The organism is Pseudomonas ficuserectae, assembly GCF_024584585.1.
Lineage (GTDB): Bacteria > Pseudomonadota > Gammaproteobacteria > Pseudomonadales > Pseudomonadaceae > Aquipseudomonas > Aquipseudomonas amygdali.
The window spans coordinates 3632384-3654008 of the sequence record NZ_CP085684.1; the positions used below are offsets into that span (position 1 = coordinate 3632384).

The window sequence follows — 21625 nt, forward strand, 5'->3', positions numbered from 1 at the left end:
CTCTCATAGCTTGGGTCATTAGCGGCATTATACGCCAGCACGCTGTACCAAAGGAAGGTCTGAAGTAGCCGGATGTTTTCCGGCTACCGAGTCCTCAGCACTTTTCAAAAAACGATGCATGTCGAAATTTGCTCAATTATCTTCGCTTTTTAGCTCTTTCGGCCGCTGCAAAGCCTTTTGCGGTAACCATTTCCTGCATTACACGCGCACCTCTCCTGCGCTCGCCAACAAATGTCGACGGGCCATCCACAGGTTTGACAGGGCGAACAACGTCACCATCTGCGCGGTGTTCTTGGCCAAGCCCCGAAAGCGCACTTTTTCATAGCCAAACTGGCGTTTGATGACCCGAAACGGATGCTCGACCTTGGCGCGAACCTGGGCCTTGGCCTTCTCGATTTTGCGGATCGCCTTGTACAAAATACTGCGTTTTCCATGCTTTTTGTAAGTGCTGCGGCGGGCGGCAATCTGCCAAATGACCTTGCGCCCAGCGTGTTCTTCGCGCTTCTCGACCCCGGTGTAACCTGCGTCGGCGCAGACTACGTTTTCCTCGCCGTGCAGCAGTTTGGCAACCTGCGTGACGTCTGCCACATTGGCCGCTGTTACTACCACGCTGTGCACCAGGCCTGACTCGTCGTCGGCGCCGATGTGAGCCTTGGCGCCGAAATAGTACTGGTTACCTTTCTTGGTTTGATGCATCTCAGGATCGCGTTTGCCATCCTTGTTCTTGGTCGAACTGGGCGCGTGAATCAGCGTGGCATCGACGATGGTGCCTTGACGCAACGACAAGCCACGGTCGCCCAGATAACCATTAATTACGCCGAGAATCCCGGTCGCCAACTCGTGCTTTTCCAGCAGACGACGGAAGTTGAGAATGGTGGTTTCGTCTGGAATTCGCTCCAGGCTCAGGCCTGAAAACTGACGCAGGATGGTCGTCTCATACAGCGCTTCTTCCATCGCCGGATCGCTGTAGCCGAACCAGTTCTGCATCAGATGAACACGCAGCATCGCCATCAGTGGGTAGGCGGGCCGGCCACCTTCTCCTTTTGGATAATAGGGCTCAATCAGGGCAATCAAACCTTTCCAGGGCACCACCTGATCCATCTCGATCAGGAACAATTCCTTACGGGTCTGCTTGCGCTTGCCGGCATACTCGGCGTCGGCGAAGGTCATCTGTTTCATCATCGAAAAGCTCGGCGACTGGTGTCCGGAGATTTTGCCAAATTAGGAAGTCTTTTTCAGAGTTTCCCAAAAGGGTAAACCATCACCAGCAGCAAATGAGCGGCGTATTGTATAATTGCCAGTTGTAGCGCCTTTATTGGTAAACTTCTGCACACCAATATATAAATCTCTTACAGCATTAAGTGTTGACGCATTATTGACAAACTCACGCCCCACCCCCGTCAGATTACGCCCTGCGGTTATAGTTGATGACGCAGAATTCTTTGTAATTTTGGACGAATAGCTCTCGACCCAAACCATATGACTAGACTCAGCTTTCATGCGATAGGAAGAGCACGAATAGCATTGAACGCCAATAGCACCTGAAACCAAGCCTCCTACAGCCTCAAACACATCCTTACGGTTTTCAAGATAATCAGCGGCAAGTGATAAGTCCCCACCGCTCTCTATAGTCGCAGACACATTATTTATCGAAGAGCTCCAGCCATTATTATCATCACGAGCAATACTGAGATTGCCCAAGCTGTAAACATCTGCAAAGCGATTGGTAAAGTTACCAACGCGCAAGGCCATATCACCGCCACTGAACAACAATCCATTCTGATTACTCAATGAATCGGCATTGATTCGCAGATTACCGGTGCTGCCCAATGTACCTTGGTTAATCAATGAAAATGCATTGACTGTAAGATCGCCCATTGACGTCAGACGTCCAAGGTTGGTTAGGCTTGAACTGCTGGTAACTGTTCCACGTGAGCCTGCGGTGATTGCGGTAGCAGCATTTAGATCAATCTGCGCAGCGCTGAGCCCAAGAGTACCTACGCTGCTCATGCGACCACTACCGCGATAGCTGCCCAGATTGACGCTTACATCTCCATCACTCGCAATCAACCCATCATTCGTCCAGTTCCCCCCACTCCCACTAAACGAATTCGACGCCAGCAACTGCCCACCCGCCGTCTGATTCAAGGTTCCGACATTCACCGTCAATCGCCCGGCCTGAATCACGCTGCTGTTGGTCCAGCTATCGGCACTAAGCGTCAAACCACCACGGGTAACAATGCTGCCGCCAGCATTGGTGACGTTGGCCGTAGAAATATTAAACGTGCCATTACCCGTATGCAGCAGCGAACCGCCACCATTGAGGAAGTTGCCAGCATTGAGAGTCAGGTCGCTGTTGGCGCTTTCCAGGGTGCCGTTGCGGTTGTCGAACAGGTTGCCGATCTGGAAGTTTGTGGCACCGCCACCGCCCAGCGCGCGCAGTTGTCCGGTCTGGTTGTCCAGACTGGCAGCGGTCACGGCCAGGGTGCTGTCGCTTTCGATGATGCCAAAGCGGTTGTTCAGTGCGCCGCTCAGGTTCAGCTCGACCTGGCCACCGGCGATCTGGCCGTCGTTGTCGCCGCTGTTGTCGAAGTTGCCACCGTTGACCCGCACCAGACCTTTGGCGTACAGGCCGCCGTTGCGGTTGTCGAAACCCGGGGTGGTGATCAGCGCTTCGCCGGTGCGTGCGGAGACTCGCCCGCCGTAGTTGTCGAAGCCGCCCAGCGCGGTCAGGTTGAGGCGTTGCGCCTGGATGACACCGCCCTGACGGTTGGCGTCATAGCCATTTTTCAGCACGCCGGCCAGTTTCGCGGTGAACAGACCTTGCAGGCTGGACAGCACTCCGCCCTGACTGTAGAGGTTGGCACCGGTCAGGTTCAGGTCGCCGCCCTGGGCGATGATCCGGCCGTTCTGGTTGTCGACAGTATCAGCGACATCCACAACCAGTGCGCCGACGCTCTGTACCGCGCCACGAACGTTGGAGAGGCTCGCTGCATTCAAATGCGCATCGGCGTTCTGGCTATAGATCAAGCCATCAGCATCGTTGAGGACACTGCCACCCGCGACGACTGTCAGTGTGTTGTTGGCTGCGATTGTGCCGCGATTGCGGTTATCCAGTTGCCCGGACGTGTTGAGGGTCATCAGGCTCTGGCTGATCAGTTGCCCGGCCTGGTTGTTGATCGCCGCGCTGCGCCGCAACAGCAGGTTACCGCCGCTGGCCAGCTTGCCGCTGGTGTTGGTCAGGCTGCCCAGCAGGTCGAGTGTCATATCGGCCTTGCTGCTCAGGTTACCGGCGCTGTTGTCGAGGCTGCTGCCTTCGAAGCTGAAACCCTGTTGGGCCGTCAGGTTACCGGCCGCGTTGTTCAGGACATTGGCTTTGATGGTCAGCCCTGCACCACCGTCGATCAGGCCGTTCTGGCTGTTGTTCAGCAGGCCCGCGACGGTCAGGGTCTGACCGGTTCCGCTGGAGAGGATGCCGCCGCTGTTGTCGAGGCTGTCAGCGGTAACGCTCAGTGTGTTCTGGCTGACCAACGCACCGTTGCCGCCGTTGAGCAATTCACCGGTCAGGGTTGTAACAAGGTTGCCGTTGCGGCTGGACAAGGTGCCGTTGGTACGGTTATCGAGGCGGTTGCCAGAGACGTTCAGGCCCTGCCAGCCGGATATCAGGCCGTTCTGGTTGAGCAGGTTGGTCGCGTTGACTGTCAGCACGTTGCTGCTGATCAGCTTGCCGCTACTGTTGTTGAGGGTGCGGCCATCGAACCTGAAACTCTGTGCGCTGGAGACCTCGCCAGACTGGTTATTCAGGTCGCGAATGCGGTTAAGGGTCAGCGAACCGTCTGCCGTGATCAAACCGCCGAGGTTGTTGAGGTCGTTGCCTTGCATGTCGATGGACAAACCGGCGTCGCCCATCACGCGTCCGCCATTGAGCGACAGTGCATTGAGGACCAGGGTCATGTCGCGCGTGGCCGACACTTCGCCGCTGTTGCCGGATTCCAGACTGCCCGCCGTCAGGTTCAGGGTGCCGGTACTGTTGATCAGGCCTTTGGCGGTGTTGTTGATCGATGTGGCGTTGAGGATCAGGCTGGTGCCGCCCAGCACCTGGCCGTTCTGGTTATCGAGGCTGGCCGCGCCCACCTTGAGCGCCTGAGCAGCGTTGATCAGGCCTTTGTCACGGTTGGTGAGCAGGCCGGTAACCGCCAGGTCCAGATTGTTGCGGCTGGTCAGCGTACCGCCTGTGTTATCGAGGGTATTGGCGGTGGCGTCGACACCGGCTGCGGCGATCATGCCTTTGACGTTGGTCAGCGCACGGGCGATGCGCAGGGTCAGCAATTGGTTGCTGAGCAGTTTGCCGCCGCTGTTATCCAGTTGTTGCGCGTTGACGGTGAACGCCTGAGCGCTGGAGATTTCGCCGTTCTGGTTCAGAACCTCGTTGACGTTTTTCAGCAGCAGTGCGCCCGGCGCGTTGATCAAACCGCCCTGGTTGTCGAGCTGGCCGTTGTTCAGGTCCAGGCTCAAGGAGGTGTTGCTGAACAGGCTACCGCCCTGCTGACTCAGGCGGCTGACACTCGCGGTCAGTGCCTGGCTGCTGCCGATGCTGCCGCCATCGCTGTTGGTCAGTTGTGCGGTCGTCAGGTCCAGACGATCACTGCTGCTGACGCGACCGCTATGGCTGTTGTCGAAATTCCCGGTCTTGAGGGTCAGCAGGCCTTTGCCGCTGATATTGCCTTTCTGGCTGTTATCAAGACTGGCACTTTTCAGGTCCAGCGCACCATCGGTCAACAGCTTGCCGCCCTGGTTGCTGATCGCCCCAGTGCTGTCGAGGGTCAGTTTTCCAGCGCTGGAAACGCTGCCTGCGGTGTTGGTCAGGCTGGCGGCCTTCAACGTCAGGACGTCTTCGTTACTGATCAGGCCTTGAGTGTTATCGAGCGCTGCAGACAGGTCGATACCCAGAGCGTTAAGGGCACTGATCGCGCCACCGGTGTTGTCCAGCGTACTGCCCACCAGCGTCAGACCGGCTTTACTGGAGAGCAGACCGTTGGTTCGGTTGGTGATCTGCGCAACGTTCAGCGTCAGGGCTTTCTGTGCCAGCACCTGACCGCTGTCGCTGTTGTTCAGTTGCTGGCCGGTCAGGGTAATCACGTCCTGACTGGACAGTTCACCGCCACGGTTATCGACAGTAGTGACATTGATATCGAGGGCTTGGGTTGCGCCAATGAAACCGTTCTGACGGTTGTCCAGCGCGTCGCCGCGCACGGTCAATGTGCCTTGAGCAAGCATCTGACCGCCCAGTTGCCGAAGGCTGCCGATCTGTGCGTTGAGGTTCTGTTTGCTGGCGATCTGGCCGAGACCGTTGTCTGCTGTCGCGGCACTCAGCGTCACATCGCCGTCGCCAATCAGCGTGCCCTTGACGTTGGTCAGGGCGGTATTGACCATCAGGTCCAGGCCTGCGCGGCTGCTGATCAAGCCTTCGGTGTTGTCCAGGCTGTCGCTGCGAGTGTTCAACGCGGCGGCGGAAATCGTACCTTTGATGTTGCTCAGCGCCTTGTTCATGATCAGCGTCAGGGCCTGACTGCTGAGCAGTTTGCCGCCACTGTTATCGAGACTGTTGGCGTTCAGGGTAAAGGCCTGTGTACTGGAAATTTCGCCGTTCTGGTTGGCCACGCCGTTGAGATTCTTCAGCAGCAACACGCCGGGGGCGTTGATCAAACCGCCCTGATTGTTCAACTGGCCGTTGTTCAGGTCGAGGCTCAGCGAGGTGTTGCTGAACAGCTCACCACCCTGCTGGTCGAGGCTGGTGACGCTGGCCGTCAACGCCAGCGCACTGGCAATACGTCCGGCGCTCTGGTTGATGACCTTGCCTGCCGTCAATCGCAGGGTATCGCTGCTGGTCAGACGACCGCCCTGGCTGTTGTCGAACGTGCCGGTGGTGACCTGCGTGGCACCCTTGCCAGCCAGTTTGCCCGCCTGACTGTTGTCCAGGCTTGCGCTGGTCAGTATCAGTGTTGCGTCGGTGGTGACAGAACCCGCCTGGTTGTTCAAAGCCCCGGTGGTGGTGACGCTCAAGGCATCAGCGCTGGAGAGGCTGCCCGAGGCGTTTTGCAGGGAAGCAGCGCTGACCGTCATGGCCGACTCACTGCTGAGCAGGCCGCCCGTGTTGTCCAGCGCGCCATTGCTCAAATCGAGACTGACGTCACTGTTGCTGTACAGACGGCCATCATTGGTCTGATTCAGGCCGGTGACCACGGCGGTCAGGGCCATGGCGCTGGCAATACGACCGGCGTCACTGTTGTTGACCAACCCTGCATCGAGTTGGAGGGTTCCGGTACTGGTCAGGCGGCCGCCTTGCTGGTTGTCAAAAGCACCGGTGACAAGCTTCACGCCCTTGCCGGCGATGCGACCGTTCTGGCTGTTGTCGAGACTGCCACTGGTGAGCACCAGCGTTGAATCGCCGAGAATCTGCCCGCCGCGGTTCACCACGGCACCATCGACCGTCAGGGACGAGACGCCGGAGCTGGTGATACTACCGGCAGTATTGCCCAGAGAAGCGGCGCTCAACGCCAGCGTGCCATCGCTGCGCAATATCCCTTGATCGTTGTTGAGGACGCCCGTGTCTTTCAGACACAGACTGTTTTTGGCGTAGACGCTGCCACCGCCCGTGTTGATCAGTTGCCCGACGTTCAACTGCACGCTCTGCTGGCCGGAAACGGCACCAGCGCTCTGGTTGTTCAGGCTGTCGGCATTGAGCAGCAACGCACCCTTGGCCAGCAAACGGCCCTTGCCACTGTTATCGAACTGGCCGACGGTTGCGGTCAGCTCTCCAAGGCTGGAGAGCTCCGCGTTGCGGTTGTCCAGCGTCGCGGCACTCAGCTCGACACCGGTGGCGGAAATCAGGCCGCGCAGGTTGGTCAGCAACTGGGCGACACGCACGATCAAGGCTTTGTCGCTGATCACCGAACCTTCGGTGTTGTCCAGCGAAGTGGCCGCCAGCGTGAAACCGTTGGCGCTGGATATCTTGCCGCTCTGGTTGTTGACGACATTCAAGTTTTTCAGCAGTAACTGGCCCGGCGCATTGATCAGGCCGCCTTGGTTAGTCAGCAGGCCGTTGCTCAGGTCGAGGCTGACATCGCTGTTGCCATACAGACGGCCATCGTTGGTCTGATTCAGGCCGGTGACTACGGCAGTCAGGGCCATGGCGCTGGCAATGCGACCGGCATCGCTGTTGTTGACCAGCCCGGCATTTAGCTGGAGTGCGCCGGTACTGGTCAGGCGGCCGTCCTGATGGTTATCGAAGGTACCAGTGGTGAGTGTCAGACCATTACTGGCGATACGCCCGCTCTGGCTGTTGTCCAGGCTGGCGCTGGTCAGCGTCAGGGTTGAATCGCTTAGGATCTGCCCGCCGCGGTTGACCACCGCACCGCTCGTGCTGACTGACGCCGTGCTGGCACTGGTGATGCTGCCGGTGTTGTTGCTCAGAGACGCCGCACGTACCTCCAGGGTGCTATCGCTGCGCAGTGTGCCCTGGTCATTGTTCAACGCGCCGCTGACAGCCAGGTTCAGACTGTTTTTGCCGTAAACGCTGCCGGTGGCGGTATTGGTCAGTTGCCCCAAGTTCAGCTGTACGCCCTGCTGCCCTGCCACCGAGCCGTTCTGGTTGTTCAGGTGGTCGGACGTCAGCTGTAACGCGCCATTGGCCAGCAGGCGGCCTTTTTCGCGATTGTCGAACTGGCTGACGGTCGAGGTCAGGCTGCCAAGGCTGGAGATTTCTGCGTTGCGGTTGTCCACGCTTGCCGCGTTGAGCAGCAGATCGCCATTGGCGCTGATAAGCCCCAGCTGGTTGAGCAACGGCCCGGAAATACGGGCGGACAAAGCGCTGCTACTGGACAGTTTGCCTTGCTGGCTGTTGTCCAGAGAACCGGCGGCGATGGTCATAGCGCCATTGCTGCTGATCAGCCCGCTCTGACTATTGAGCACCTGAGACGCATTGATGTCGACAGTGCCGCCCTGGCTCAGAATCCGGCCTGACTGACGATTGTCGACGGTTGTGGCCACGATGCGTGTGCTGGACTGCCCGTTCAGTGTGGCACCCTGGTTGTTCAGGGTCTGGGTAATGGTGGCCTGCAAGGCGCGACTGGCGGTTATGCTGCCGCTGTTGGTCAACCCGTTGGCAGACAGCGTTACATCACCCGAACCATTGCGGCTGTTGTCGGCATTGACGCCCGCCTCGATCACCGCCGAGTTGTTGAGTTGTCCGCCTGCGGAAAGGCTCAGCGCATCGCGTGCGGCGACGTTCTGCCGGGTGGTGAGATCGCCCGCGGTGCTCATGGTCAATGACGACCCCGCATAGACCGGGCCGTTGACTTCGGCACTGTTGGCCCTGGCCGTGACGGCGCCACTTGCTGCGGTCTGCGTCATGCTCAAATGGCCGTTGGCATCAATCTGGATATCACCGCCACTGGCCGCAAGATTTCCCGCAAGCCTGACCCCGACGCCTGCCTCGGTGCCCACCAGACGGATCGCGCCCGCATACATCCCGCCCAGCGCCGAGCTGTCGACGGCCAGTTCCGGTTTGGCACTGCCGTCATCAGGCAGGGCTGTGGGATTGAGGGTCTGCGCGTCGACATCGTTACGACCGGAAATGATGTTGAGGCGCTTGGCGTGCAGCTCGGCATTGATCTTCGCGCTGCGGGTGATGATGTCGAACTGGTCGACGTTGTCTGCGTTCAGCCCCACGCCATCAATGGATATGCTGCCGCCCTGCACATTGAAACGCTGCAACTGCCCGTTGGCATCCAGCACCGGTTTACCGGTGGTCAGCGTGACCTGCGGGGTATTGATGAAACCGCAGCCGTTGCAACTGATGCCATACGGGTTGGCGACAATGACCCGCGCCGCTTGCCCGGCCACTTCTGTGTAGCCCCTGAGCTGGCTGGCGTTGGCCCCGACCACTTCGTTAAGAATGGTGGTAGCGGCCGTGCCACGCAGGTTGGAGTTGCCAACGATAATTCCGCCCAGTTGGGTGCTCTGGGTCTGATTCGTGGAGTTGTTGAGGATGACGCCTTGGCTGTCGACGTTGTACTGCTGGAACTGGTTGTGCGACAGGCCGCTGGCATTGGGCGTGGCAATATTGATGATAGGTACGCCATTGCCGGCCTGATTCAGGCTGGTATTCGGCCCACTGACCACGATGCCTTCGGCCTGAACCAGCAGCGGCTGCCAGAACAGGGCATTGGCCAGGATCAGCGCGAGACCGCGTTTGGGCATTCCCCAAAAGGACTGGCGCTCAATCAGCACAGCAGAAGGCTGACGAGCAAGCAGAGCCAGTTGGTGAACGTCCATGTAGGCAACCTCGATACAGTGTGATTGAAAACAGCGTTGTTAAAGGAAGAAATCCATACGGAAATAGATCGGCGCTTCGCGCTCGATCACATCGGGACGTTCCAGGGAATGAGCGAAGGTCACTGAGGCCGCAACGTGCTGGCCACGCGTAAACAGCTCGAACGAGTTACTGGACAAGCGCCCATGCTGATTGCCGTTGTAACGGTCATTGCGAATAACACCCTGGTCGTAACCGGCAGCCGCGCCATACTCGGCGAACACCGGGCGCAGCCAGTCCAGCGTGACCGGGCGGGTCAGGCGTACTTCATTACGCCAGTAACCGCCGCTGTCGCCAGACAGAAACTCATCTTTGTAACCGCGCACCGACGATGACCCGCCCAGGCTGGTACGTTGCGAGCTGAACAACACATCTTCGCTGCGCTGCCCGGTGGCCAGGCTGGTGAAGCTCAGGTTCTCGCCCCACAGCTGAAAAGGGTGCAGGTAGCTGAGGGTGCCGGTGTATTTGCGATAACGCGCATCGGCCTGGCCCGGGCCAGGATCATGGCTGCCCTGCGCATCCAGCGCGCCGATGCCCTGCTGCATGCCCAGGTCGATGTTGATGAACGCCGAACCGACCCGCCGACCGTGGTTGATGCCGAACTGCGCCTCGGTGATGCGGTTACTGCTAAGCGCCAGTTTGCTGTCTTCTACATAATTGTTGGTGCGCAGGTAGGACAAACCGGCATTGAGCGAGGTCTTGCTCAGCGCGTCGCGGTACACGACCCGCTCGGCCTTGAACTGGTGGTTCTGGCTGTCGCCGTCCTGCTTGAAGTTGATGTTCGAGGCCTGGGCCACCGAGCGGTATTCGCTGGTGTTGTACAGATAGCTGAATGTCCACCAGCCCCAAGGCAAACTGTAGGCAAGCGAGGCATTGCGCGAGGCTTTCTGCCGGTCGCTGATCGCATCATGGCCGCCGCGCAGGCTGAACTGGTCGGCCAGCCCCAGCGGATTGTCCCATTCAAGCCCGGCGTTCCATTGCTGCTCACCGGTGCTGCGCTGCCCCTCGTTGGTACGCGACAGGTTAGCCCGCCACGGTTTTTGCGGAGTGTTCTTGACCACCACATCGCTGCCGCCGACGACCTGGCCGGGGGTCAGCTCCATCTGCGCCTGATTGGACGGCAGACGGTTGAGCTGATCGACCATCTGCTCGATTTCGCGCAGGTTGACCATCTCGCCTTCCCTGCCGGGAAAGGTCATGGCCAGCACACGCGCCGACAGGCCGCTGGCAGCATCGCCGCGCAGATGCTCCAGCTTGCCTTCAATGACCAGCACTTGCAGGTCGCCTGTGGACAGGTCCTGTTGCGGCAGATAGGCGCGAGTCGTCACCAGGCCTTTTTCAAGGTAATGATCGGTGATGACTTTCAGCAACTCGTTGAGCTGGGCGACGCCAAGACACTTGCCTTGATAAGGCGCAATCAGCTCATCACGCTCGGCAGACGACAGTGAATCAGCGCCCTTGAGCTCTATACGCTGGATGGTGAAGCAGCGGGTGTCGACAGGCGCGCCTGGTGCCGCGGGTACAGCTTGCTTGCCCGGCAGGTCCTTGAGTTCTTCAAGACGACGGCGTTGCTCTTCTAGCAAGCGGTCCTGACGATCACGAATAAGGTCTTGTTCGCCTGGCAAACTGGCGGGAGGGCTGGCTGCAAGCAAGGGGAAAGACGCGATGGCGAGCATGAGCAGCAGGGCCACTCTGGGAGCATGAGGGTACACGGTGCGTCCTTGCAGTAGCATATTGATATCAAAAGGTGAGCAATATTAGAACGCCATCATCATGGCGTCAAATATTTGTATCGACCCTGTATCCGATTTGTTGAAATTTTTTGAAGTTGATTTTGACAGTACCGACCTCTAGCCCGCGTCAAAGGATCGTGTGCTTAGTCTTGACAGGGGACAGCCTATCTTTTCGACATGGTATTAAGGTCATAATTAAATATATACAGAAATACCAACCGGCCAGCGCGCGAAAACCGGCTCGCGCCAAGGCCGCGGACGCACTGATAAAATGGCCATGGTTTAAAGGAAACAGGTGAAAGCACGCTGACCCTCCAAGGCTCTGGAGCCGCAACGACAGCTTTTCTGTATCGCTAAGGTGTAAATAAAGAGGCTGCAGGTTATCGGTCAAATCCTGCAATGTGACGCATGAGTAAACACGGGGATGGGTCATGACAACTAGTTGTCGGCAAATACCCGACAATGAACCGCTATTCCAGCCGCCTCCCGTTGTATGCACTATCGGGACTCTGCAGCCTTGTATCTGTTTAAAAGCGCGTCATCGACTCTACAGCCTCCCGCGCCTTGCGCTCATCGTTATACACAATCTAACTGCTTATTGTTCCAATGCGGAGCGCGAGGAACGAGAAGCGTGCGGAAAACACTTCTCATTACCCTGCGCGGGAGGCTTTTCGAATCACTGTTGCCCGGACAACTTCATGATCATCCGTGACAGCAGATAGATCCGTGGCGCGACACTGCCCACCTCGGCGTACTCTTCAGGCGTATGAATGTTGCCACCGACGATGCCGAAACCATCCAGTGTTGGCGTTCCTACGCTGGCAGACAAACTTGAATCAGCCGCCCCGCCGCTGCCCTCGATGGTCAGGGTGCGCCCCAGTTCACCATAGATGCCCTGTGCCATAGCGACCAAAGCATCGGACTGCGGGGTCTGCGGCATAGGTGGCAAGCCACGGACCAGACTGGTCTTGACCTCGGTGTCAGGCACCAGTTTGTTGGCCGACACCCTGGCCAGGTCCTGCTCGACGCGATCGAACTCCTCCGGCACTGCGGCACGCACGTCGGCCTTGGCGCTGGCCTGATCAGGAATCACGTTGGTGCGATCACCCGCCTTGAGCACGGTGAAGTTGACGGTGGTTTTCTTCTCCTCGTCGCCCAGTTTGCCGAGTTGCAGGATCTGATGCGCAACCTCGGTGGCAGCGTTACGCCCCAGTTCCGGCGCAACGCCCGCATGCGAGGCTTTGCCCTTGACTTCGACCAGTGCCGTCGCAGAACCCTTGCGCCACACCACCAGACCATCAGCAGGACGACCCGGCTCCAGATTGAGCGTGACATCGTGCTCTTTCGCTGTTTTCTTGATCAGCTCGGTAGCGACGCCTGAACCGGTTTCTTCGCTGGCGTCGAGCAACACTGTGATCTGTGCGTAGTCGGTGAATTTCAGGTTGTGCAGCACCTTCAGAGCATAGATAGCAGCAACGATGCCGTCCTTGTCATCCATAACACCAGGGCCATAGGCACGACCGTCCTTGATATGAAACGGACGCTCGGCCGCAGAGCCTTCCTTGAACACGGTATCCATGTGTGCCATCAGCAGAATCTTCGCCTTGCCGGTGCCTTTCAGGGTCGCAACTACATGATTGCTGGCCTCTGGTGTATTCGGAACGAGCTCGATGGTGGCACCGAGCTTTTTCAGTTCTTCAATCGCGATGTCACTGACTTTGGTCAGGCCCGGTACGTACCCGGAGCCTGAATCGATGTTTACCAGACGCTCCAGCAGCTTCAAGGCTTCGTCCTTGTATTGCTCGGCATCGGCCTGAATCGCCTTATGCGGTTCGGCCATGGCCGCTGGTGCCAGAGCTGTCAGCGCAAGCGCCAAAGCGAGATGAGCTGCCAGTGGCGAGCGGGAGAATGAGCGCATGTTGTTCCGTCCTTGTGTTTGGTTCGTCGAGGTTTTCAGGACCATACCTTACACAAACACCGGCCGTAATGAGTCAACTCGCGGTACGCCAGCGTTCGAACGTGTCAAACAGCAGCCCATACAGAATCGGGATCAACCCCAGCGTCACCAGCGTGCCCAACGCCAGCCCGCCCATGATCGTGATCGCCATACCCTCCCAGAGCGGGCCGGCAAAAAGCATCAGTGGGACCAAGCCGATGATGCAGGTCAGTTTGGTCATCACGATCGGTCGCAACCGCTTGATCGCTGCGTTGACCACCGCCTCACGAACCGACAGCCCGTGCCCGCGCTCAACCTCAATACGTTCGAGCAATAACACCGCATTGTTGACAATAATGCCGGCCAGCGACAGCAGTCCAAAGGTCGCCATGAAGCCGAACGGGTATCCGGTGAGCACCAGGGCCAACGCCACGCCGATGAGCACAAAAGGCACACTGGAGATGACGATCAGCAACTTGCGAAACGAATTGAACTGCCACACGAACAACAGCAGCATCGCCACCAGCGCGTGCGGCATGTATTGCAGAAGCGCCTGGTTGGCTTCGGCCGAATCCTCTATTTCGCCACCCAGTTCGATGCGATACCCCGCTGGCATGTTGAGCGTCGCAATCTGTAGTGCCAGATGCTCAATGATCGAGGTGGCGGTCAACGACGGGTTGTGTCCGACGACAGTAATCGCACGCTCCAGGTTGCGGCGCTGAATGGTCGATGCCTCGGCCTGGGGCTCGACCGTCGCGATGGCGGACAACATCAGCGGTGCCGCCCCGGAAGCCGGGTAAATCAACGTGCTGTCCAGATCATTGGCAGGCGTAATCGGTGTGCCCTGCTCACGAGCCACAATCGCCACAGCCGTTTCGCCATCCTGCAGCGATGACACAGACAGCCCGTTGTTTCTCAGTTGCAGGGCCTAAGCGATGTCCTGAGTGGAAACACCGGCATGCAGCGCCTTGTACTGATCGACGACTACGTCGTAACGCAGCAGCCGGGTACGCCAGTCATCGCGTACGTCCAGAGTTCCGGGCAATGCCGACAAGGCTTGCTCGATCTTGCGGGCAATATTTCGCAGCACTTTTTCGTCAGGACCAATGACCCGGTAGACCGCAATCCCGGCTTCGGTGGTGCCCATGGAAAACCGCTTGGGCTGCGCTTCGACTTCGGGGTGCTGAGTCAGGATGAAATGCCGGGTTCGCTCAATGACTGCATCGAGGTTGGCACCGTCACGCACGCTGACCGTGAAGTAGGCAATATTCGGCGCAGGCAGAGGCGGATTGAGCCCCAGAACAATTCTCGGCCCGCCATTGGCGACATAGCCGATGCTCTGTTTGACGTCCTGATCGCTGCTCAGCCACTGACTGATATCGCGCACGGCCTGAGACGTGGCACGCGAGCTGCTGCCGGGTTCCAGCACCAGCGGAATCTGGAACTGCATGCGGTCGGACTTGGGCAGAAAGTCATAAGGCACCTGGGTCAGCACGACGACCGCAACTGTCAGCAATCCCAGCATGCTGGCGATGAAGATCAAGGAGTTATTCAGCAGACTCTCGATGACTTTTCGATAGCCTCGATAGAACACCGATGCATACTCATCGGCGTTGTCAGTCGCACCTGAGACTGCCGGTGCCTTGGCGAAGTAAAAGCATAACAGGGGCGTCACGGTGATGCTGAGCAGCCACGAGCTGATCAGCGTGGTGGCGAGCACAATCGCCAGCGAACGCAGGTATTCGTTAGTGCTGGTCTGCCCCAGAAAGAACGGCGAAAACGCCAGCACAATGACCAGTGACGAGGTCAGCAAAGGGATCATCAACGTGCGCCCGGCTTCCTCGCAGGCCCGCCGTCGGTCCTCCCCGGCGTGCAGACGCCGCTCGATGTCCTCGGCGATGACAATGCCATTGTCCACCAGCAAGCCGAGGGCCAGGATGATCGCGGCAATCGACACCGTCTGCAGCTCGATCCCCAGCGAGCGCATGACCAGCAATGTACTCAGGATGGTCAGGGGCACAATCACCCCGACCACCAGGCCGGTACGCCAGCCCAGAAACAGCATGACCACACACATCACGATGACGACCGTTTCGGCCATGACGTGATACATCTTGTTCATTTCGTGCTGAACCACGCTGGACTGAAAAGTCACGATGTGCAGGGTAAAACCCGCTGGAAGTTGTTGTTCCAGCTCACCGAGCTTTTTGCGCAGAGCGGCACCGAACGTCTGGATATTGAGCCCGGGCTGCATCGAAACGGCCAGCACCACAGCATCCTGCCCTTGATAGATCGCTTCGGTTTCCGGCGGGTCGACAGGGCTCACCAATATTCGGGTCAGGTCATGCAACGCTACCATCTGTCCGCCAGGCAACTGCACGGGAAACTGACGAAGCTGATCCAGCGACAGCACCTCGCCGCTGACCGAGAGCGTGGTGCTCTGTTGCCCGATGACCGGGTTGCCTCCCGGCGCGATCAGGTTGCGGTTTTGCAATTGCTGGAGCAACTGTTGCGGCGAAAGTCCGGCTGCCGCCAGGGTCTGGTGATCGAAGTCGAGGTAGATTCGCTCGTCCTGCAGGCCATACAGCTCGACCTGATCGACACCCTTGAGCTCATAAAGCTGATTGCGCAGGCGTTTTATCGGCGCGCGCATCTCGCTCATGGTAAAACCCGGCGCCGTCAACGCAACGGAAGCCACTGCCACGCGACCGAAATCATCGTCCACAAAGGGCCCTTGGGTACCAGCCGGGAAAACGCCGTTCGTTTCGTTGACCTTCGCCCGGAGTCGTTGCCACAGCAGCCCCAGATCCTTGATGGTGTCATACGCCGTGACTTGCACAATCACCCGGCCTGGCTGGACCGTGGTGACAATGTTCTTGATCTCGGCCAGTTCACGGATGCGTTCTTCGAGTGGCCTGGCAAGCAGCTCTTCCGTCCGCTCGGTGGAGAGTCCTGGCAGGGATACGCTGACCAGTGCGTCGCGAACCGTAACCGAAGGCTCTTCCTGAGACGGAAACCCCAAAAAGGTCGCGACACCGGCCAGCAAAATCAGGAAGGCCGCAAACAGGGTCAGGCGGCTCGCGCTCATTGCGCGGTAGGTAAGACTCATTGCGTGCCCCCGTTCAAGCGTGTGCCAGGCTGAAACAGGGTGACGGTCTCGCCGTCTTGCAGGAAAGCCGCGCCGGCAGTAACCACTCGCTCCCCGACAGCCAGGCCGCTGGCGATCAGCGCCCGGCCATCTTTAACCGTACCCAGCGAAACAGAGCGCAGGGCGACTGTTCCGCCTGGCTGGTAAACAAAGACCTCGGCGGAGTTGCTGCCGGTGCCCATCCATAACGCCTGGACCGGGACCGACAAGGGCTGTGTACCGGTATCGGGATGCATCTGCACCAGCAGCGTGATGCCACTGGGCAATCTACTGGCAGGTCGCAGCACACGAAACACAGCCGTTCTGACCAGCCCGTCATCGGCACGGGGTGAGATGCCTTCAAGTGCCAGATCAAACCCTGAAGTGCCATCTGCCGTGCTTGAGGCTCTGGCCAGGTCACCAGGTTTGAGGGTTTCGGCAAGCGCCAGCGGAACAGCAGCCACCACCTCCTGCCCGGCAGCGGATTCGATGTCCAGCACCACTTGCCCGGCGGGCAAAACAGTACGCGGCTGTGCATGCCGTGCGACTACTCGCCCGGCAAAGGGCGCGATCAAACGGGTGCGGTCCAGTTCGCGATGAGCCAGAGCCTGTTCGGCCTGGGCCCGGACCTGCTCGGCTTTGGCCTGCTCGCTGGATGCCAGTGCCGACTCGACCACACTCTGGGCGACACTGCCTGCCGCAAGCAGACGCTTCTGACGCTGATAATTAAGCTCACGCTCAACCGCCTGCGCTCTGGCCAGACGCAGACTGGCCTGCGCTTCTTGCAGACGCAGCTGCGCAGGCTGTCGGTCAACGCTGGCGAGCACCTGATCCTTTTCAACGGCATCGCCAATGTCGACTCGCAGCTCTGTCAGGGTGCCTGCCGATTCAAACGCCAGACTGGCGCGCTCCTGCTGCCGAACGGTGCCGATAAAGCGCACCGTGGTTCCCTCTCCTGCCCGTGCAGCTTCAACCTTGACGGCACGGACGGCCGAGACGCTGGCCGTATGCTTATCGCTGCACCCACTGACCATCAGGGCGATCATTACGATACTGCAAGCGTGTAAAACACATCGCTGTAGATCAGGAAACCCATCGGGATGTAATCGCATGGCAGGCTTCACCCCTTTAGAAGGCGTAGTTCAAGGCAATCAAACCGCTGCCTTCAGCATCGGTCTCGACCAGCGGGCTGCCGCGGGTCTGATCGGTGTAGTGAGTCACCCCCACGCTTGCAACGGTTGACCAGTGGGCATCAAAGGCGTGCTGCCAGGCGAGCGCAGCCGAGTACGCGTAAATCCCGCTGTCTGCCGTGAATCTGGAAAAGCCGGTGCGCTGACTCTGGATCGGGCTCACACCGAAGTAGGTCTGGTTGTAACGGCCGTCACCGGCATGCGCATCGATATCCAGCGTCACCGTATCGGTCTGGCTGTGGTAGGCGATGCCCTCAAAACCCAAGCGGCAACGGTTGCCACGCTTTTCACCGGCCACACGCAGTTCGGCCTCGGCACTGGCCGACAACCATGGCGTGAGCTGTTGAGAGATCATGAAGTCGCCAACCGTTGCCCCCTTGACGGTGCCCATCCCTATGAGCTCATTGGAACTAGGGCGGTTTGTACTGTTTTTCTCGGTACGGCCGAAATCGTAGTTGAGCGCTGCGCTGGCCCCGAATCCGGAATCGGACTGCCATTGCAGCCCCACTCCCCGTGCGGTATCCGCAAAAAAGATACCGCGCTGGACAGTGAGCATCGGCAACACCTGACTGCGGTATTCATCGGCCCCCATGTAGCGTGGCAGCAAGGCCATGCCGAGGCCGAAATTGACGTTGAACCTGTCGCCGAAAATAGACTGGCCTTGCGTGGACGCGCTGTCCTGAGCACAGGCCTGACCGACCAGTGTCATGGCCACTGAGGCGATCAACACGCCAAGTGCAGGCTTGAGCAGTGCAGGACGAACGTGAGGACGAGCGATTTCAGGACTCATGGTGATACTCCGGTTTCATTCAGGATTGAGGTGGGGTTGTCGGTTCTGCGCCGCGAAGCACTCGAAACAGGTCGATCCGGTTTTGTTGCAGCTCATCGAGTGACTTGCGACCGGCTGCATCGGCTTCGGCGATACGGATGGTGGAGCCCAGCAATGCCGTGCGTTCAGTAGCACCGGCATTGAGTTCGAAGGACAGGCGGCGCACTTTTTCCTGGACCAGCGCGACGCGCTCGATCTCGTTGCGAACATGGCCCAGGGCCTGCTGACGACGGGTCAGCACACCAGACATTTCACGGAAGGCGTTCTGAATGGCTTTTTCATACTCGGCGACCGCGATCTGCTGGCGCACATGCGCCAGATCCAGGTTGGCCTGATTACGCCCGCCGTCGAACAACGGCAGGTTCAGTTGCGGGGATAACAGCCAGGTACCGCTGCCATTGCTGAACAGCGTGCGCAGACTGTCGCTTTGCAGACCTACGCTGGTACTGAGTTTTATGGACGGAAAGAATGCAGCACGGGCGGCACCAATATTGGCGTTGCTGGCCTTGAGTGCTTCTTCGCGCTGACGAATATCAAATCGCTCAAGCAAACGCTGAGACGGCAGATTCGACAGCCAGGCCGGGGTCTCGACCAGCGCGGCGGTCAGCGCCGGCGTATCCGGCGTGGTGACTGGCAAAACTGCCGAGTAGCCGGTGAGCAGCAGCAAAGCCTGGGAAGCATTCGCGTGATCGCTTAGCGCATCCTGCACCTGTTGCTGTGCAGTCAAGGTATCAAGGCGCTGCGCCATCAGATCGTCGAGTGAAATGGCACCCTGGCGCTGCTGCTCTTCGGCCGCCTTTACCAGCATCAGCCGGGCATCATGAACGGTCTGCGCATCCTGCTGCACGGCGGCGGCCAGACGCTCGGCCAGCCAGGCGCGAGCCACTTCGGCAACCAGCGCACTGCGCGCCGCCTGCTGGCCATACGTGCTGGCCAGATAATCATGCCGCACGGCCTCGGACAGGCTGCGCACGCGCCCAAAAAAATCCAGCTCAAAGTCCGAGACGCCCACCGATGCGATGGAAAGGTCCTGGCCGTAACGCTCATCGGCAGCCGCATTATCGAAGTGTTGACGGTTACGCTGGACGCCTGCTGCAATCGTCGGGAAACGATCGGCACGGGTTATGCCGCGCATCGCCCTGGCTTCATCCACTCTCAGCAGCGCCACGCGAAAATCGCGGTTGAACGTCAGGGCTGATTGCAACAGAACCCGCAATTCACCCTTTGGCGACAGCTCGGCAGCCAGCGCTTCTTCGTCAGCGGTCAGCGCGATGGCAATGGACGCATCACCGGCCGGGACGACAGCAGACAACTGGTCTGCAGGAACCGGCAAGGCCGGGCGCTGATACTCGGGAATCAACGAGCAACCCGAAAAAACCAGGCTCAGCAGCATAGTCAGGCAACAGCATCCGAGGTTGCGGATACGCTTGGACAGCGGTGTACTCATCAGCATAGGATCTGTCCGCGACAGTGGGCTCTGGACGCAATCCTGAACGTCGACTTTCAATAAACCGTTCGTGAATTATCAAGATTTGATCAAGAGGCATTCTTGTGTCAGGAAAACGCATTCTGATCGTCGAAGACGATGCCGACAGCGCCAGCATTCTCGAGGCTTATCTGCGTCGTGACGGGTTCAGCGTAGGGCTGGCCGAAAACGGGCAGCGCGGTATCGATATGCATCGCCAGTGGAAACCCGACCTGATTCTGCTGGACGTCATGCTGCCGCTGGTCAGTGGTACGGACGTGCTGTCGGCAGTGCGCCGTTGCAGCGACACACCGGTGATCATGGTCACGGCCATGGGCGACGAACCGGAAAAGCTCGGCGCATTGCGCTACGGGGCTGACGATTACGTGGTCAAACCCTACAACCCCAAGGAAGTAGTGGCCCGTGTGCACGCGGTGTTGCGCCGCTCCCAGCAGAACGCCAGTAATGACCGCCATTTGCGTTACCAGAACCTGCTGGTGGACCTGGATGCAGTCACCGCCATCATTGAAGGACACGACGGCACAGACACACTGCTCGACCTGACACCCACCGAGTTCAAGATCCTTTCGACCTTGCTGAAAACACCCTCCAAAGCCTTCACCCGCGAAGAATTGCTGGAAATCTGCCTGCCCGACAGCGAGGCGCTGGCCAGGGTTGTCGATGCGCACGTGCACAATCTGCGTCGCAAACTCGAAATTCACGGCGTGGATAATGTGCTGGTGACAGTCCGCTCTGTCGGCTATCGATTCAGGTGAGCCTCATGCGACGTTTTTTCAGACACCGGCAGAAACCTTTATGGCACTGGGTCGGCATGCGCATGAGCATGCTGGCAGTCGGTGCGGTCATCGTGATCGCGTTCTGCATGTGGCTGCACGTCACGGTGTCTGACTGGCTCACACTGCAGGCAATGCCAGCCGATGTGCGCACGGAGTTCATACGATTGCAGGCCGAACCTGCCATGGACATGGTCAAGCTTCGCGAGCTGTTCTTCGAGTATTACCCGATCGAAAACCTGCTGCCGGGCATCGCCAACAAGGAATGGTGGGTATTGGCAGCGCTGGTGATGATGGCCATCCCTATCATCATCTTTTTCGGCTTTTTGTTCTCCCGCCCGCTTTCCAGCCAGTTCTCTTCGATTGCCAGAGGCGCACGTCAGGTCGCCCAGGGCGACTTCAAGACGCGCCTGCCAATGAGCGACAAAGACCCGGACGAGCTACAGGCGCTGGTCAGCGACTTCAACACCATGACCACCCAACTGGGCCGTTACGAACTGGAAGTCAGCGAGTCCAGCGCGATGATCGCCCATGAACTGCGCACGCCACTGAACGCGGCCATGGGGCGCATTCAGGGCATGATCGATGAAGTGTTCCCGCGCGATCTGGCACAACTGGAAATGGTCCACCGCCAACTTAACCAGTTGAACAAACTGGTGAGCGATCTGCACCTTCTCTCGCTGGCCAGCGCTGGCCAGCTGACCCTGGACAAGACGGTATTTTCCCTTGAGAAACTGGTGGCCGAACGCCTGAGCTGGTTTGCCACACAGCTCGATGAAGCGGGCGTTGTCGTGACGATCGACATCCCTCAACAACTGACCGTCAACGCCGACCGTGACCGGATCGGCCAAGTAGTCAATATTCTCGTCGATAATGCGCTGCGCTACTCGGCGATGGGCGGTGAACTGCTGATTGTCGGCAGGGCCCGCGCACGGAGCATGGAACTGACCGTCTCCGACCGCGGGCCCGGCTTCGGCTCGGAAAACCTTGAACAGGTGTTCGACCGTTTCTGGCGCGCCGAACGTTCGCGGGCGCGCTATTTGGGAGGCAGCGGCCTTGGCCTGTCCATCGCCCGGGCTATTTGCCTCGAGCATGACGGCACTATCGGGGTGCGCAACAGGCCTGGCGGCGGGTCGGTGATCCGCCTGGAAATCCCGGCATGACCCTGCTGACCCGAA

The 21625-nt window shown here is 59.0% G+C and carries 8 protein-coding genes and 2 pseudogenes; 2 read left to right on the top strand and 8 right to left on the bottom strand.

Annotation, left to right across the window (positions count from 1 at the left end; genetic code table 11):
- Positions 1-198 precede the first annotated feature (198 nt).
- The 8 genes and pseudogenes from LJU29_RS15940 to LJU29_RS15975 all read right to left on the bottom strand — a co-directional run bounded on the left by LJU29_RS15940 (position 199) and on the right by LJU29_RS15975 (position 19641).
- Entirely contained in the window at positions 199-1179 is a 981-nt protein-coding gene (locus LJU29_RS15940) for an IS5-like element ISPsy2 family transposase (RefSeq protein ID WP_054078085.1), read from the bottom strand.
- Positions 1180-1626: 447 nt separating this feature from the next.
- Positions 1627-9336: pseudogene (locus LJU29_RS15945) on the bottom strand (two-partner secretion domain-containing protein); the annotation flags it as partial.
- A gap of 39 nt (positions 9337-9375) precedes the next feature.
- Entirely contained in the window at positions 9376-11085 is a 1710-nt protein-coding gene (locus tag LJU29_RS15950; RefSeq protein ID WP_306459369.1) for a ShlB/FhaC/HecB family hemolysin secretion/activation protein, read from the bottom strand.
- Between the two features lie 697 nt (positions 11086-11782).
- Complete coding sequence (locus tag LJU29_RS15955; protein ID WP_257110919.1) at positions 11783-13024, bottom strand: M20/M25/M40 family metallo-hydrolase; 1242 nt, start codon at positions 13022-13024, stop codon at positions 11783-11785.
- A 73-nt stretch (positions 13025-13097) separates the two neighbouring features.
- Positions 13098-16151 (bottom strand): annotated as a pseudogene (locus LJU29_RS15960) (efflux RND transporter permease subunit).
- On the bottom strand, positions 16148-17215 hold the full coding sequence (locus LJU29_RS15965; protein WP_257110920.1) for an efflux RND transporter periplasmic adaptor subunit: 1068 nt from the start codon (positions 17213-17215) through the stop codon (positions 16148-16150). Before LJU29_RS15965 ends, LJU29_RS15960 begins: the two are co-directional and overlap by 4 nt.
- An 82-nt stretch (positions 17216-17297) precedes the next feature.
- Complete coding sequence (locus LJU29_RS15970) at positions 17298-18149, bottom strand: MipA/OmpV family protein (RefSeq protein WP_257110921.1); 852 nt, start codon at positions 18147-18149, stop codon at positions 17298-17300.
- Between the two features lie 19 nt (positions 18150-18168).
- Complete coding sequence (locus LJU29_RS15975) at positions 18169-19641, bottom strand: efflux transporter outer membrane subunit (RefSeq protein ID WP_257110922.1); 1473 nt, start codon at positions 19639-19641, stop codon at positions 18169-18171.
- Between the two features lie 98 nt (positions 19642-19739).
- Here LJU29_RS15975 and LJU29_RS15980 point away from each other — a divergent pair, with 98 nt between their 5' ends.
- On the top strand, positions 19740-20429 hold the full coding sequence (locus LJU29_RS15980; protein WP_005780163.1) for a response regulator: 690 nt from the start codon (positions 19740-19742) through the stop codon (positions 20427-20429).
- A 5-nt stretch (positions 20430-20434) separates the two neighbouring features.
- Positions 20435-21610, top strand: a complete 1176-nt coding sequence (locus tag LJU29_RS15985; RefSeq protein WP_257110923.1) for a sensor histidine kinase — start codon at positions 20435-20437, stop codon at positions 21608-21610.
- The last annotated feature ends 15 nt before the right edge of the window (positions 21611-21625 follow it).

Bases quoted from the DNA above. Each gene is read 5' to 3' on its own strand.
- LJU29_RS15975 (WP_257110922.1), bottom strand. From the start codon at position 19,641: ATGCTGATGAGTACACCGCTGTCCAAGCGTATCCGCAACCTCGGATGC.
- LJU29_RS15940 (WP_054078085.1), bottom strand. From the start codon at position 1,179: ATGAAACAGATGACCTTCGCCGACGCCGAGTATGCCGGCAAGCGCAAG.
- LJU29_RS15970 (WP_257110921.1), bottom strand. From the start codon at position 18,149: ATGAGTCCTGAAATCGCTCGTCCTCACGTTCGTCCTGCACTGCTCAAG.
- LJU29_RS15965 (WP_257110920.1), bottom strand. From the start codon at position 17,215: ATGATCGCCCTGATGGTCAGTGGGTGCAGCGATAAGCATACGGCCAGC.
- LJU29_RS15955 (WP_257110919.1), bottom strand. From the start codon at position 13,024: ATGCGCTCATTCTCCCGCTCGCCACTGGCAGCTCATCTCGCTTTGGCG.
- LJU29_RS15985 (WP_257110923.1), top strand. From the start codon at position 20,435: ATGCGACGTTTTTTCAGACACCGGCAGAAACCTTTATGGCACTGGGTC.